This is a genomic window from Candidatus Stoquefichus massiliensis AP9, from assembly GCF_000455285.1.
Taxonomy (GTDB): domain Bacteria; phylum Bacillota_I; class Bacilli_A; order Erysipelotrichales; family Coprobacillaceae; genus Stoquefichus; species Stoquefichus massiliensis.
The window spans coordinates 186,023-200,754 of record NZ_HG005284.1 but is presented as its reverse complement, the minus strand read 5'-3'; the positions used below and the strand labels follow the sequence as shown (position 1 = coordinate 200,754).

Here is a 14,732-nt window from a genome sequence, read left to right as displayed (position 1 = left end):
GTTATTGGAGATAACATTATCGCTGTTATGTTCATGTATGTATTAATCTCATTATTCTGGTTAGTAGGTATTCATGGAAACAACATGTTATCTGCAGTTAAGGAACCAATCTTCCGTCCAATGTTATATGCAAATACTGCTATTTACACTGAAGGAAAAACAATTGCTTTAACTCCAGAAATCAAAGCTCATGGTATGTATACAATGAACTTAACTATGATGCAAATGTTTGCTGAATGGGGAGGTTCTGGGGTAACTTTAGGTTTAGTTATTGCAATCTTCGTATTCTCAAAACGTGAAGATAACCGTGCAATTGCAACATTATCTATCGTTCCAGGTTTATTCAATATCAATGAAACTGTAACATTCGGTATTCCATTGGTATTAAACCCAATCTTAGGTATTCCATTTATCTTAGCTCCAGTAGCATGTATCTTTGTTGGATGGTTATTAATTACAATTAACTTCTGTCCACCAGTAGTTATTGAAGTACCTTGGACAATGCCACCATTATTGTTAGGATTCTTAGCAACAGGTGGAAGTATCATGGGAGCAATCTCACAAATTATTGTTATTGCATTAGCTACAGTAATTTACATTCCATTCTTATTAGCTTACGAAAAATATCAAAACAAACAAGCTGCTGCTGCAGAATAAAATTCATAAGTTTAATTTTGAATGATAAGGGACGGATATTCCGTCCTTTTTTTAAAAGAAAAAATATGAATATTTTCAGTCTATTGTATATATCAAGATTGTCAAATGTATTGAAATCATGTATAATAGAAAAGAAAGTGAGGCTTTTATGGAAAAAGAATTTAAAGTTAAAATGAATACAGCTACTGCAATATTTCTTATTGCTTATGCTATATATGTAGTAATCACAATATTTACTCAAAATGTATCAACTATTATTACAATTATTGTTTTTGGAGTTATTTGCTATGCTTTCTTTTTAGGGTGTAGACCATATAAATATACTGTGGATAAGAAAGTTTTGACAATTCATTATCGTTTATGGAAAAATTCAAAAGTTGAATTAATGGAATGTGATACAATTTGTGATCCAGTACCAAGATGGGCTGACTTAGTGACACGTCCACATGCAATAGAAATATATACGAATACAAAAAAACGTTACTGTTTATTTCCAGTAAAACGTGTTGAGTTTGTTGATTCAATTGTTAAAGCAAATAAGAGAATTCATTGTACAGTGAAAGCATATACTGATGTTCATAGACAATTAGAAAGAAAACAGCGTAAAGAAAGAAGAAAAGCTGAAAAAAGAGAAGCAAGAGAAAAATCACAAAAGGAATCAGAAACTGATTAGTCTGATTCCTTTTTGCATTTAAAATGCCATTTTATAACTATCTTTACCAAAGCGTTTAATATATTCTTGATCATTATTGACTAATCTTAGTTTCATGATTAGATTACTCATTAATGCTGGAATAGATGTTCCATCTTCATAGATGGATGATCCCCATACTTGTTCAAATAAATAGGAAATTGTAAATGGTTGATAAGGATGAGATATAAGGATTGTAAGAAGTTTAAACTCGTTTTTAGTTAAATTAAGTGGTTTTGCATTGCATGAACAAGTCCTTGCTGTAGTATCTAGGACAATATCTTTAAAACGATAAATTTGTCTTGGACGTAGGATTCCATTTTTATAGACTGATTGTATTTTAACGTCTAAATCTTTAAGACTATAAGGCACTGTCAGATAATCATCAGCACCAGCATTGAGTAATGATTCTAAATAGTCTGATGATAGTGTATCACTTAATGCAATAATAATAGGTTGTCCTTTGAGTTTGGTTTGGACTATAAATTCTTTAGTTTTTATTCGTGGAAAGTTATCTTCTATAATAATGCAGTCATAACTGTGGTTGTTATAGAATTCATCTAATTCTTTATACTGTATGATTTGATTACATACATATTCTTTTTTTTCTAAGTATTCTTTTATTTGATTGTTTATTCGTTTATCACTATGGATAATAAGTGCTTGAAATTGACTAAACATATAATTCACCTCTTCCTATAAGTATAATCTTTCTTGAAAAAAATACAATAGAGTGTGATAAAAAAATCAATGATAAAATAATAACTTGATAATAAAAAGGTATTGTTCTTTGTTGACAATGTCAAATCATACTTATATAATTGGCACATAACGATTGGTTGATTTTTATAGACAGATGGAATAGAAATTGATACAATGAGTGAAAAGACAAGGGGGAACTGATTCAATGGATATGAATGAATTGCTTGAAGGTTATGGTTGTTTAACGTTTAGTGATGATGTAATGAGAGAACGCATTCCTAAATCTACTTATAAATCATTTCATGAGGCTTTAGATAAGGGGGAATCTTTATCTAAGGAAACAGCAACTGTCATTGCTAATGCAATGAAGATATGGGCTGTTGAACATGGAGCAACACATTTTACACATTGGTTTACACCAATGACTGGATTAACTGCTGAGAAACATGATGCTTTTTTGGAACCTGATGGGAATAAGGCTGTTTTAGAGTTTAGTGGAAAGACTTTGAGAAAGGGAGAACCTGATGCATCTTCTTTTCCTTCAGGAGGATTACGTGCAACCTTTGAAGCAAGAGGATATACTGCATGGGATTGTACTTCTCCAGCTTTTGTAAAGGATGGAAGTTTATATATTCCTACATTATTTTGCTCATATACTGGTGAAGCTTTAGATAAGAAAACACCTTTATTAAAATCTGTTGATGCTTTAACAAGAGCGTCTTGTCGTTTATTACCATTATTAGGAATGGAAGGTATTACAAGTGTTTCTGCGTCTGTAGGGAGTGAACAAGAGTATTTCTTAGTTGCTGATGAGTTTTATCAGAAACGTATGGATCTAAAGTTAACAGGTCGAACTTTATTTGGTGCTATGGCACCAAAAGGTCAGGAGTTAGAGGATCATTATTTTGGAAGTTTAAAACGTAAGGTTTCAGCTTTTATGAAAGATTTAGATAATGAATTATGGAAGTATGGTATCCCTTCTAAAACAAAACATAATGAAGTTGCTCCAGCTCAACATGAGGTGGCTTGTGTTTATCGCAAAGTTAATATGACAACTGATAATAACCATCTTCTTATGCAATTAATGCAGGATATTGCTAAGAAACATGGATTAAGATGTTTACTACATGAAAAACCATTTGAAGGTGTTAATGGATCAGGAAAGCATAACAATTGGTCTGTTGTTACAAACACGGGCATTAATTTATTTAATCCTGGGAAGAATCCGGCCAAAAATTTACCTTTTTTAGCAGCTTTAGCATGTACTGTAAAAGCTGTAGATGAATATGCTGATTTATTACGTATGTCTATTGCATCAGCAGGAAATGATCATAGATTAGGAGCCAATGAAGCACCACCAGCAATTATTTCTATGTTTTTGGGTGAAGAATTAGATAAGATTGTTGAAGCAATTGTAGAAGGAAAGGAATTAGAGGATATTGATGCAACAAGATTCCAAACTGGAGTGTCTGTTGTTCCTGATTTCTCTAAAGATAATACGGATCGTAACAGAACATCACCATTTGCTTTTACAGGAAATAAATTTGAATTTAGAGCAGTTGGATCTGCTCAATCTATTGCTGGACCAAACACTATTTTAAATTCTATTTTAGCAGCTGAAATGGAAGAAATGGCAAAGGCTATAGAAAGTGGTAAGAAGCCAATTGAAGTTATTAAAGAATTTTTGGCAGAACATAAACGTATTATTTTTAATGGAGATGGATATTCTTTTGAATGGGAAGAGGAAGCTCAAAGAAGAGGTTTAGCAAATAATAAGAATACAGTTGATGCTATGAAATGTTTACAAGCAGAAAAGAATTTGGAAATGTTGGATCGTCTGGGTGTTTATTCAAGAGTTGAATTAGCTTCTCGTTATGAAATCTTATTAGATAATTATAATAAAACAATTCAGGTTGAAGCTTTAACGGCTGCAAAAATGGCAAGAAGTGAAATCTATCCTGCATCTGTAGCTTATCTTAAAAACATAACAGAAACTGCTTTAAAAGTTAAAGAATCAGGGATTGATCATACTTTCTTATTAGATGATGTTCAAGTGTTATCTGATTTACTAACAAAAATGAAATCACAAATGGAGCAGTTGGATAATGAAATTGTAGGTGCACAAGCATTTGATGGTGATATTATGGAACAGTCTATAATGTGGCGTGATGGTGTATTTGCAACGATGAATAAACTCAGAGAAACAGTTGATACAATTGAAACAAAGGTTGATGAAAAATATTGGCCAATGCCAACTTATCTTGATTTATTATTTGGAATCTAAATAGAAAGGAGTACAACTCCTTTCTTATTTTTTTTAACTATGTTATAATATATGGCACAGGGGGTGGTGTGAATGAAAACAAGACTTTATATGCCAACAGATTTAGAAGAAGTTTTAACATTATTTTATGATAATGTTCATACAGTATGTGTTCATGATTATACGCAGGAACAATTAGATGCCTGGGCGCCTAAAAATCCAGATATTTATCGATGGGAAGCATCATTAAATAAGAATCATACACTTGTTGTTGAAGAAAATGGAAAAATTATTGGTTTTGGAAATGTTGGAGAGACTGGATATTTAGACAGACTTTATGTTCATGCTGATTATTTACATCAGGGAATTGCATCTATGATTGTTAATCAATTGGAAAAGTATGCGAAAACAAAAGGAATTGTTTTTATGAATACTGCTGCATCAGTAACTTCGAGAGCATTTTTTGAAGCAAAAGGATATACTGTTCTACAGGAACAATCAGTAGAAAGACGTGGCGTAAGATTAAGAAGATATCTCATGGAAAAGAAACTAGGATAGGTTTCTTTTCCATTTTTTAAAAACTTTTTTCATGATATGAAATTATAAAGACAAACATTTATAAATAGATATAATAATCACACTATGGAGGAGAAGACATGAGTAAAAATATAAAGAGATATCTATTAATTGTTGTTGGTTTTATGATTGTTGGAACAGCGTGTGCATTTACATTAAAGGCAAATATTGGTGTTGGAGCATGGGATGCTTTAGCAAAATCAACCTCTGAATTGTCTGGGTTAGAAGTAGGGACAATGGGAATGATTTTTAATTGCTCATGTGTTGTGGGGCAGATAGTCGTTTTAAGAAAGAAATTTAAAATGATTCAAATTTTACAGATTCCGCTTAGTATTTTATTAGGATCAGTGATTAACTTTGTTTTATATGATTTATTAGTATTTGAATTTCATTCATTTGTAGGTGGCATTTTGATGTATATATGTGCTAGTACAGTTTGTGCTTTTGGTGTAGCTATTGTTATGTTATTAGATGAAGTCACATTTGCACTAGAAGGATTCTGTATGGCATTGGTTAATGTGATACCTGTTAAATTTCATATTATAAGACAGGGAGCAGATGTATTGAGTGTCATTGCTGTAGTTATCTTAACATTAGTTTTTGATATTCCTTGGTCTATTGGCGTTGGAACAATTATTGGAATGTTAACATTTGGACCAACATTAGGAATATTTATGAAACTCTTTAAACCAATACTTAAAAAACATGACTTATTAAACTATGAATAAAAGTGCTACTTACTATGAATAGCACTTTTTCTTTTGGTATAGAAATAAGATAAGATATAAACAAATACTAAAGCAAGAATTCCACCACTTGTATCAATTAATACATCAGTGATTTGTCCAGCTCTTCCACCTATAAATAATTGATGAAATTCATCTGTACAGGCATATAGAAAGCATGCAAGTAATGAATAAGAATAGATTTGAAATTGTTTTAATTCAGACTTATAGAATCCATAGATGAATGTCATTGTCAGAAGGGCATATTCACTCATATGGGCACCTTTCCTAATAATCAATTCAGGTATAGATATATGTAAATTTATTTGTATCCATTGAACAATTTGCCCACTTAAACTTGAAGATTCATTTCCAGTCTGATTTGAGAAACTAAAAATCAGTATCATCAATAGAATTGATGGAATAAAATATTTTATTTTTTTCATAAATAACACCTCTAGGGTATTATAAAAGAACTTGTCGAAAAGGACAAGTTCTTTTGTTTAATCTGTTAAATCTTCTCCATTTGTTGCGATAACTTTCTTATACCAATAGAAAGAATCTTTTTTATAACGATCTAATGTCTTTAAATCAAATTCATCTCTATCTACATAGATAAATCCGTAACGTTTAACCATACCCTCATGAGTAGAAATTAAGTCAATAGCTGACCATGGACAATAACCCATCATTTCACAACCATCAGAAATAGCTAATTGTACTTGCTCAATATGTTTTCTTAAGTATTCAATTCTGTATGGATCATGAACTTTACCATCTTCTAATTTATCATAAGCACCAAGTCCGTTTTCAGTCACAATCATTGGTAAACGATATCTTGAATACATTTCACGAATTGTTGCTCTAAATCCCATTGGATCAATTTCCCAACCAAATTCAGTTGTTGGTAAATTTGGATTTTTAAATCCTTTAAACATCCCTTTTTCACCACGTGCAGTTTGTTGATCTGCTGCTGAAGTACATTCAACAGTTCCATCTTCCCATTCACAAGTTGCAGTATTATAGTAGTTAAATCCAATAAAATCAGGGTGTCCATTCTTTAATGCTTCTGCATCACCTTCAGCAAACTCAGGAGTTGCATCATGTTCTTCTAACCAAGACCAAACTAAGTTATTATAAACACCATAAACTGATGCATCTAAATATAACCAGTTTCTTACTGCATTATAATTTTGTGCAGCTAAGTTATCTTCAGGTTTACAACTTGCTGGATATACTAATGAAATATTTGGTGCAGGACCAATTTTAGCACCAGGTAACATTTCATGACATAAAGCCATTGCTTTTGCCTGAGCAACTAACATATGATGATTTTGTTGATAAATTTCTTTTAATTCATTTGTACATCCTTCAGGAATTGTTAATGTTCCAATAACAGGGCCAACTAAAGTTAACATATTTTGTTCATTAATCGTTAACCAGTATTTCACTCTATCTCCAAAGTTTTCATACATAACTTTTGCAAAGTTTAAGAACCAATCTACAGATTCTCTATTTGACCAAGAACCACGTTCATCTAATGCAGCAGGCATATCAAAGTGGAACATAGTGACTAATGGTTCAATACCATATTTTAAACATTCATTAATAACGTTGTTATAATATTCAATTCCTTTAGGATTGATTGCACCAGTACCTTCTGGAATAATTCTAGACCATGCAATAGAGAAACGATAAGTTTTAAATCCCATTTCAGCCATTAAAGCAATATCTTCTTTATATCTATGATATTGATCTGCACAGACTGTTAAATCTGAAGTCCCATCAGGTACTGTTTTCACATCCTGACATGAAGGGCCTTTTCCATCTTCTAAATTTGCACCTTCAACTTGATAAGCAGAAGTACTTGCTCCCCAAAGAAAATCTTGAGGAAAGGGTTTTAATTTTTTGTGTAACATATGACATTCTCCTTTTCTTTTTGTTTTGACATTGTCATTATACATAAAATAAAACATCATCTGTTTTTATTTCAAAACATGAAAAAAGTTTTTGTGAAATGAAAAACAAGTGTCATTTCATTGTAATATTAAACATAAACTTGTACAATGAGGATAGAAAAAGGAGTGGGAAGTATGCGTTATTATTATCTTTATAATCTATTATATCATCATGGACAAGACATATTAAATGCTAAAAACATGCAATTAGAAAAAGATTTTATGCAACATGGTCATTTAAGTTGTTATTGTCATTCATTATTTGTTGCTTATATTAGTTTAAGAATTGTAAAAAGTTTACATTTAAATGCAAATGAACGAAGTCTAATCCGTGGAGCGCTCTTACATGATTACTTTCTGTATGATTGGCATTTACCATCTCCTAATAATAAACGTCATGCATTCTCACATCCCCGTCGTGCCTATGAAAATGCAAGTATTGATTTTGAGTTAAACGAATTGGAAAGAGATATCATATTAAAGCATATGTTTCCATTAACCTTAAAGCTGCCTCGTTATAGAGAAAGTTATATTGTTTTGTTGGCGGATAAATATTGTGCAGTCTATGAAACACTTGCTAAATCAAAAACAAAGGTAAAAGTAGAACACTTAGAAAAAATGGTTAATCAAAAAACATCACATGAATCATAATGATTTCTTGTGATGTTTTAAATTTGTAAGCTTTCCCAAACTTCTAAGAGAGACTCAAGTTGCTGATTAGTCTCATCAAGTTGTTTGATGATTTCATTATACTTTTGATAATCATTAAGAATCTCTTCTAAATGAAGGCTTTGATTATATTTCTCAATTTGTTTTTCTAAATCAGAGATTTGCTGTTCTACTTTTTTGATTTGATTTTGTTGCTTACGTAACTCTGATTGACTTTTCTTTTGTTCTATATAAGAAATGTTTTTTTCTTTTTCTATCTTCACTTCAGTTTTACGATCAAGATAAGTTGTATAGTTACCAGAATAAGTATGGGCACCATGAGGCGTCATTTCAACAATCTTTGTAGAAAGTTTGTTAATAAAATAACGGTCATGACTAATAAAGAGGATTGTTCCATCGAATGACAACAATGCATCTTCTAAGACTTCTTTGGATTCGATATCTAAATGATTCGTTGGTTCATCTAAAACTAAGAAATTACACTTTGATAAGAGTAGTTTCATTAAGACAACACGACCACGTTCTCCACCGGATAAAACATCCATAGTTTTAAAAACATCATCACCTTTAAATTGGAATGAAGCACAGGCACTTCTAATTTCAGTATTGTTCATTTGTGGATATGCATCACTAATTTCTTGAAAGATAGTTTTATTGAAAGATAGTGAAGTATGTTCCTGATCATAATAACCAACCATAATTTTACTTCCTAATTTGATTTTTCCACTTTTTTGGACTAAATTGCCTAAAAGAATTTGAAACAAGGTTGTTTTACCAATACCATTAGGACCTATTAAAGCAACTCTTTCCTGCCGTTTGATTTCAAAATTAATATTTTCAAATAAAGGTTGTTCAAAAGCCATTGATAAGTCTTTGACTTTTAAAACATCATAACCAGATTCAACAAGTGGCTGGAACTGAATTTTCATAGCAGACGGTAAAGCATCTGGTCTATCAACTTTTTCCATTTTTTCCAATGCTTTTTCTTTACTTTCTGCACGTTTGACTTGTTTTTCACGATTATATGATTTCAATCGATCAATACTTTCTTGCATTCGTTTCATTTCTTTTTGATTATCTACATAATGTTTCATTTCAACTTCACGATTATGTTTTTTAATTGTAGCATATTGCTGATATGAACATTTATATAATGAAGACTTACCATTTTCTATTTCAAGAATCTGATTAGTCACTTGATCAATAAAGTAACGATCATGTGAAACCATTATAATCGCATGTGGATAACTTTTGAGATAGCTTTCTAACCATTCAATAGAATCAACATCTAAATGGTTTGTTGGTTCATCTAATAAAAGTAAGCGAGGTTTTAGTAAAAGAAGACGTCCTAAAGAAATTCTCGTCTTTTGCCCACCAGATAAAATACCAATATTCATATCCCATGTCTTTTCATCGAATCCCAGACCTTTTAGAACACCTTTAATTTGACTTTGATATGTATAACCACCATCTCTATCAAATTCATATGATAACTGATCATATTCTTTCATAATCAATTCTAAATCATGAGTGTTAGTCATCATTTGTTCTAAGTCACGTAGACGTTTTTCCTTCTTAATTAAGGGAGTAAAAACATCTAATAAAGCATCGTAAATAGATAGGGATGTATCTAATGTATTATGTTGAGATAAATAACCTATAGAAGTATCTTTAGAACAAAAAATATCTCCACTATCATAACTCTCTTCATTACAAAGAATACGTAATAAAGTTGTTTTTCCAGCTCCATTAACACCAATAATGGCTAATTTATCATGCTCTTCAATTTTAAATGTAATATCTTTAAGTAAATCTATTCCTTGGAATGATTTCTTTAAAGATGAACATGCAAGTATCATTTTCATCACCGCAACTATTGTAACATAAAGAAGAAATATAATAAAGTTGTTTATTTTGTTGAAAAGGTCTGTGTTGATTAAAAAAATGAAATATCTTATTGCGTGTTTATACACAATCTTGTATAATTGTATACAATAAAGAAAGGGTGAGATGATATGAATCTAGCATATAAGATTTTAAATTCGCATTTGAAAGAGGGGAAACTTGTTCCGGGAGAACAAATTTGCATTGGGATTGATCAGACATTAACACAAGATTCAACAGGAACAATGGCTTATTTACAACTTGAGGCTATGGAAGTTGGTCATGTTGCTGTAGAGAAAGCTGTTGCTTATATTGATCATAATATGTTGCAGACTGGATTTGAAAACATGGATGATCATGAATTTATTAGAAGTGTTGCTAAAAAACATGGCATTACTTTTTCTAAACCAGGAAATGGTGTTTGTCATCAACTACAGTTAGAAAACTTCTCTAAGCCAGGTCAAACATTAGTTGGAAGTGATTCACATACACCAACATGTGGAGCAATGGGTATGATTGCAATTGGTGCTGGAGGATTAGATGTTGCAGTTGCTATGGCAACAGGAAAGTATTATTTACAATGTCCATCAGTTATTCAAGTGAATTTAACAGGGAATAAAGCACCATGGGTGAGTGCTAAGGATATTATTTTAAAAGTTTTACAGGAATTAAGTGTTAAAGGTGGCGTTAATAAAATTGTCGAATATACAGGCGAAGGAATTGCATCTTTGTCATTAACAGATCGTGCAACAATATGTAATATGGGGGCAGAACTTGGAGCGACAACTTCTGTGTTTCCAACAGATGACAGAACATTAGAATATTTAAAACAGCAAGGACGTGTTTTTGATTATGTTGATATGCAAGCGGATGAAGATGCAACATATGATCAAAGATTAGATATAGATATGTCTACACTTGTACCAATGGTAGCAAAACCTCATAGTCCGGATGCTGTTGTTGAAGCAAAAGAATTAGAAGGGATGCATGTCAATCAAGTTGTGATTGGATCATGTACAAACTCATCATTTGCCGATATGATGAGAACTGCAAAAATATTAAAGGGACGTAAGGTTGCTGAACATGTTTCATTAGTTATTGCACCTGGTTCATCAAGTATTTTAGCAATGTTATCTGCAAATGGAGCGTTAGCAGATATGATTCATGCAGGAGCAAGAATTCTTGAATGTGGATGTGGACCATGTATTGGTATGGGGCAAGCTCCTTTATCAAAAGGAATTTCTTTAAGAACAATTAATCGTAATTTTAAAGGACGTTCAGGAACAAATGATGCTGGTGTTTACTTGGTTTCACCAGAAATTGCAGCATTATCAGCAATCAAAGGTTATTTATCATGTGAATTTGAAGATGATATGTATTTAGAGGATGTTCCAAATACACCATTTATTAAAAATGAAAACTTCTTTATTAATGAATATGATCCTGATATTGAAGTTTATATGGGACCAAATATTAAACCAGTTCCTAGAGGTGATAAGTTAACAGATGAAATTAAAGGGAAAATGGTGTTAAAGGTTGGAGATAATATTTCTACTGATCACATTGTACCATCTGATTCTAAATTATTACCATATCGTTCTAATGTGCCACATCTTGCGAAATTCTCATTCTGTAAAGTTGATGATCAATTCTATAACAGAGCAGTTAAAAATGGTGGTGGATTTATTGTTGGGGGAGATAATTATGGACAAGGTTCTTCACGTGAACATGCAGCATTGGTTCCAAATTATTTAAAGATTAAAGCTATATTTGCATTATCATTTGCAAGAATCCATCGTTCTAATTTAATTAATAATGGTATTTTACCTTTAACTATTGATAGTGAGGGTTATGATTTCTTTAATGATCAGGATGAATATGTTTTATTAAATGTGAAAGATGCTGTTGAAAACAATCAAGATGTGACAGTCATGAATCAAACAACAAAGGAAACAATAGTTGCAAAACTATCATTGGCACCTAGAGAAAAAGTCATGATTTTACAAGGTGGATTATTAAATGCAATTAAAGAGTTAGGGGGAGATTTTTAATGAAAGCAGTCTTAATACCAGGAGATGGCATTGGTCCAGAAATTGCTAAAAGTGTAGAAGATATTACAAAAGCAATGAAACTTGATATTGAATGGGTGAAATATCAGGCTGGAGCTGAGTATGCGCAAAAGACAAAAGAGGTTTTTGAACCAGGACTGGTTGATGCGATTAAGGAATATAAGTGGGCATTAAAAGGTCCAACTGCAACACCTATTGGAACTGGATTTAGAAGTGTGAATGTGGCATTAAGACAACAATTTGCGACTTATGCAAATGTGAGACCTATTCGTTCATTTAAAGGAATTGATTCTAAATATGAGAATATTGATTTGGTCATGATTCGTGAAAATACTGAGGATTTATATAAAGGCATTGAATATATGATTAATGAAAATATGGCAAACGGAATTAAATTAATTACACGTGAAGCAAGCGAAAAGATTTGCCGTTATGCCTTTGAATATGCTAAAATAAATAACAGACATAAAGTAACAGCTATTCATAAGGCGAATATTATGAAATATACTGACGGTTTATTTTTAGAAGCATTTAGAGATGTTGCGAAAAATTATCCAGATATCGAAGCTCAAGAAGTTATCGTTGATAATATGTGTATGCAGCTTGTGTTAAGACCTGAGACATTTGATGTTTTGGTTGCTCCTAATTTATATGGAGATATAGTTTCTGATTTATGTGCTGGGTTGATTGGTGGTCTAGGATTTGCTCCTAGTGGTAATATTGGTGACGAGTATCAAATCTATGAAGCTGTTCATGGTAGTGCACCAGATATTGCTGGAAAAAATATTGCTAATCCTAGTGCTTTATTACTAGCTTTTGCTTTAATGTTGGAAGCGTTAGGAAAATTAACTGAAGCGAATCGTTTAAGAGAAGCTTTAGCAAAAGTTGTTGAAGAAGGAAAAACAATAACACCTGATATTGGAGGAACTGCTTCAACGAGTGCATTTACTCAATCTATTATTGAGAAATTATAGGAGGAAAATATATGCCATCACATAGTTTATTTGAACAAGTATCGCATGGCTCTTTAGGAAATAAAATTTTTGATATATTAAGAGATCGTATTTTAAATGAGGAATATGATAATGGTCAAAAATTGAATGAACTTTCACTTGCAAATGAATTAAAAATCAGTCGTACTCCTATTCGAGAAGCTTTAAAGCAACTTGAATTAGAAGGATTGGTAGAAAGTATTCCTAATAAAGGAGTATATGTTAAAGGATTTTCACCTAGGGATATTGATGACATGTTTGAAATACGTTTAGCATTAGAAGGATTGGCAATTCAGTTAGCTATTGATCGTATGGATGAAGTTCATTTAGCAAAGATCAAAGATGTCTTTGAACTTATGGAATTTTATACAACTAAGAAAGAACAAGAAAAAATTAATGATTTGAATATTCTCTATCATGAAACAATTTATCAAGCAACTCAATCCCAATATTTTGAACAGTTATTAAAAGATGTTCATTATTATGTTTCTGTGACAAGTCGTCATTCTATAACTCAGCCTGAGCGATTAGAAACAGCTTTAAAAGAACATCGTGCTATTTTAGAAGCTATTGTTGCAAATGATAAAGAACTTGCGAAAGAAACAATTCAAAAGCATATTAGAAAAACACAAGTTTTAGTAAGAAACTATTATGCTCATAAAAAACTAAAATAAATCTATCTAAAAGAAAGCTTCTATTGAAAAGAGGCTTTTTATATTTTTATCAAAATTGCTTATTGCATATATTAGTGATAAATCATATAATATGTGTAGAAATTAAAAAAAGTTTGTTATAAAAAAAGAAAAATGATTATTTTTTGCGTATATAGAAGTATAGAGATCTTTTTTCTCTAAATCTATATACGGAGGATGACTTAATGTATCAAACTTATGATGATTTGCCAGATAGTGAAATCAGGAAAAGAATTGCTCAGTACCGCTATGATTATTTCTTTCACTATCTGCTGATGGAAAGTGAGAGAATAAGGTTGACTTTATGCCGCTTTCTCTCTGGTGATAATACGATTCAGCAAACCTTTCTTGAAACAAATGAATCCTATATTCCCTATTATGGTGGCAAGAAGCTTATTATGGATCAGGTCGTGAGAGATGACAAGGGGCGTCTCTATAACTTTGAGATGCAAAACTATGATATCGAAGATGATGATGAAGTGAGATTTGCATGCTATCTCAACAATATGATGGAAAGACAGCTGAAAAGAGGAGTGGATTATATTGATATGAAAGATGTTTATCAGCTCGTCCTGTATACAGGCAATCCAGTCGAGAACTTTCATCATTATCAGCATAACTTAAAGAGAGGAGATTTTGAATATGGAGCAGTACTGGAACATCAGAAAGCACATGCAGTCTTATTATAGCTACAATTAATGGAGGAGGATTTAAATATGGAAGTGAGCTTAACAGTCATCAATCAGTTGGCCTATTTATTTATGAATGGAAAGAGTCATGAGAACAGTGAAACAAGTGGAGGATGTCAAAAGATGCAAAGGACATACATAACAAAGTATAATGAAATACAGATG

14 protein-coding genes are annotated in these 14,732 nt (G+C 31.6%); 10 read left to right on the top strand and 4 right to left on the bottom strand.

The features are described from left to right. On the top strand, positions 1-657 hold a 657-nt coding region (locus BN350_RS01055), incomplete at its 5' end, for a PTS transporter subunit EIIC (protein ID WP_028041942.1). 148 nt (positions 658-805) lie between these two features. After that, entirely contained in the window at positions 806-1,330 is a 525-nt protein-coding gene (locus tag BN350_RS01050; RefSeq protein ID WP_028041941.1) for a hypothetical protein, read from the top strand. Between the two features lie 18 nt (positions 1,331-1,348). Here the strand turns inward: BN350_RS01050 and BN350_RS01045 are convergent, their stop codons facing one another. Further along, positions 1,349-2,029 carry a response regulator transcription factor gene (locus tag BN350_RS01045; protein ID WP_028041940.1) on the bottom strand — a complete coding sequence of 227 codons (681 nt, stop codon included), beginning with the start codon at positions 2,027-2,029 and terminating at the stop codon, positions 1,349-1,351. A gap of 226 nt (positions 2,030-2,255) precedes the next feature. Here BN350_RS01045 and BN350_RS01040 point away from each other — a divergent pair, with 226 nt between their 5' ends. From BN350_RS01040 to BN350_RS01030, 3 genes are all read left to right on the top strand, one after another. Next, a complete protein-coding gene (locus BN350_RS01040) occupies positions 2,256-4,334 on the top strand; it encodes a glutamine synthetase III family protein (RefSeq protein ID WP_081652810.1) in 2,079 nt (692 codons plus the stop codon). Positions 4,335-4,406: 72 nt separating this feature from the next. Further along, positions 4,407-4,871: a GNAT family N-acetyltransferase gene (locus BN350_RS01035; protein ID WP_028041938.1), complete on the top strand. Its 465-nt coding sequence runs from the start codon at positions 4,407-4,409 to the stop codon at positions 4,869-4,871. A 98-nt stretch (positions 4,872-4,969) separates the two neighbouring features. Continuing rightward, complete coding sequence (locus BN350_RS01030) at positions 4,970-5,617, top strand: YczE/YyaS/YitT family protein (protein ID WP_028041937.1); 648 nt, start codon at positions 4,970-4,972, stop codon at positions 5,615-5,617. Between the two features lie 5 nt (positions 5,618-5,622). On the opposite strand, the gene BN350_RS01025 is transcribed toward BN350_RS01030, so the two are convergent. Both BN350_RS01025 and BN350_RS01020 read right to left on the bottom strand, forming a co-directional pair. Further along, positions 5,623-6,060, bottom strand: a complete 438-nt coding sequence (locus BN350_RS01025; RefSeq protein WP_028041936.1) for a VanZ family protein — start codon at positions 6,058-6,060, stop codon at positions 5,623-5,625. 57 nt (positions 6,061-6,117) lie between these two features. Beyond that, entirely contained in the window at positions 6,118-7,533 is a 1,416-nt protein-coding gene (locus BN350_RS01020) for a glycoside hydrolase family 1 protein (RefSeq protein WP_028041935.1), read from the bottom strand. Positions 7,534-7,707: 174 nt separating this feature from the next. Here BN350_RS01020 and BN350_RS01015 point away from each other — a divergent pair, with 174 nt between their 5' ends. After that, positions 7,708-8,223 carry an HD domain-containing protein gene (locus BN350_RS01015; protein ID WP_028041934.1) on the top strand — a complete coding sequence of 172 codons (516 nt, stop codon included), beginning with the start codon at positions 7,708-7,710 and terminating at the stop codon, positions 8,221-8,223. 17 nt (positions 8,224-8,240) lie between these two features. On the opposite strand, the gene BN350_RS01010 is transcribed toward BN350_RS01015, so the two are convergent. Continuing rightward, positions 8,241-10,100: an ABC-F family ATP-binding cassette domain-containing protein gene (locus BN350_RS01010; protein WP_028041933.1), complete on the bottom strand. Its 1,860-nt coding sequence runs from the start codon at positions 10,098-10,100 to the stop codon at positions 8,241-8,243. Between the two features lie 156 nt (positions 10,101-10,256). Here BN350_RS01010 and BN350_RS01005 point away from each other — a divergent pair, with 156 nt between their 5' ends. The 4 genes from BN350_RS01005 to BN350_RS00990 all read left to right on the top strand — a co-directional run bounded on the left by BN350_RS01005 (position 10,257) and on the right by BN350_RS00990 (position 14,567). Further along, positions 10,257-12,176 carry an aconitate hydratase gene (locus BN350_RS01005; RefSeq protein ID WP_028041932.1) on the top strand — a complete coding sequence of 640 codons (1,920 nt, stop codon included), beginning with the start codon at positions 10,257-10,259 and terminating at the stop codon, positions 12,174-12,176. Then, positions 12,176-13,168 (top strand): isocitrate/isopropylmalate dehydrogenase family protein, encoded by a 993-nt coding sequence (locus tag BN350_RS01000; protein ID WP_028041931.1) that lies wholly within the window; start codon positions 12,176-12,178, stop codon positions 13,166-13,168. The genes BN350_RS01005 and BN350_RS01000 overlap by 1 nt, the downstream gene beginning before the upstream one ends. Positions 13,169-13,179: 11 nt before the next feature. Beyond that, complete coding sequence (locus BN350_RS00995; protein WP_028041930.1) at positions 13,180-13,860, top strand: GntR family transcriptional regulator; 681 nt, start codon at positions 13,180-13,182, stop codon at positions 13,858-13,860. 203 nt (positions 13,861-14,063) lie between these two features. Next, the gene (locus BN350_RS00990; protein WP_028041929.1) at positions 14,064-14,567 is read left to right on the top strand and encodes a PD-(D/E)XK nuclease family transposase; all 504 of its coding nucleotides are present in this window, start codon (positions 14,064-14,066) and stop codon (positions 14,565-14,567) included. Positions 14,568-14,732 lie beyond the last annotated feature (165 nt).

Coding starts and splice junctions, on each gene's coding strand:
- BN350_RS01010 (WP_028041933.1), bottom strand. CDS start 10,100: ATGATACTTGCATGTTCATCTTTAAAGAAATCATTCCAAGGAATAGAT.
- BN350_RS01015 (WP_028041934.1), top strand. CDS start 7,708: ATGCGTTATTATTATCTTTATAATCTATTATATCATCATGGACAAGAC.
- BN350_RS01005 (WP_028041932.1), top strand. CDS start 10,257: ATGAATCTAGCATATAAGATTTTAAATTCGCATTTGAAAGAGGGGAAA.
- BN350_RS00990 (WP_028041929.1), top strand. CDS start 14,064: ATGTATCAAACTTATGATGATTTGCCAGATAGTGAAATCAGGAAAAGA.
- BN350_RS01025 (WP_028041936.1), bottom strand. CDS start 6,060: ATGAAAAAAATAAAATATTTTATTCCATCAATTCTATTGATGATACTG.
- BN350_RS01000 (WP_028041931.1), top strand. CDS start 12,176: ATGAAAGCAGTCTTAATACCAGGAGATGGCATTGGTCCAGAAATTGCT.
- BN350_RS01035 (WP_028041938.1), top strand. CDS start 4,407: ATGAAAACAAGACTTTATATGCCAACAGATTTAGAAGAAGTTTTAACA.
- BN350_RS01020 (WP_028041935.1), bottom strand. CDS start 7,533: ATGTTACACAAAAAATTAAAACCCTTTCCTCAAGATTTTCTTTGGGGA.
- BN350_RS01030 (WP_028041937.1), top strand. CDS start 4,970: ATGAGTAAAAATATAAAGAGATATCTATTAATTGTTGTTGGTTTTATG.
- BN350_RS01050 (WP_028041941.1), top strand. CDS start 806: ATGGAAAAAGAATTTAAAGTTAAAATGAATACAGCTACTGCAATATTT.
- BN350_RS01040 (WP_081652810.1), top strand. CDS start 2,256: ATGGATATGAATGAATTGCTTGAAGGTTATGGTTGTTTAACGTTTAGT.
- BN350_RS00995 (WP_028041930.1), top strand. CDS start 13,180: ATGCCATCACATAGTTTATTTGAACAAGTATCGCATGGCTCTTTAGGA.
- BN350_RS01045 (WP_028041940.1), bottom strand. CDS start 2,029: ATGTTTAGTCAATTTCAAGCACTTATTATCCATAGTGATAAACGAATA.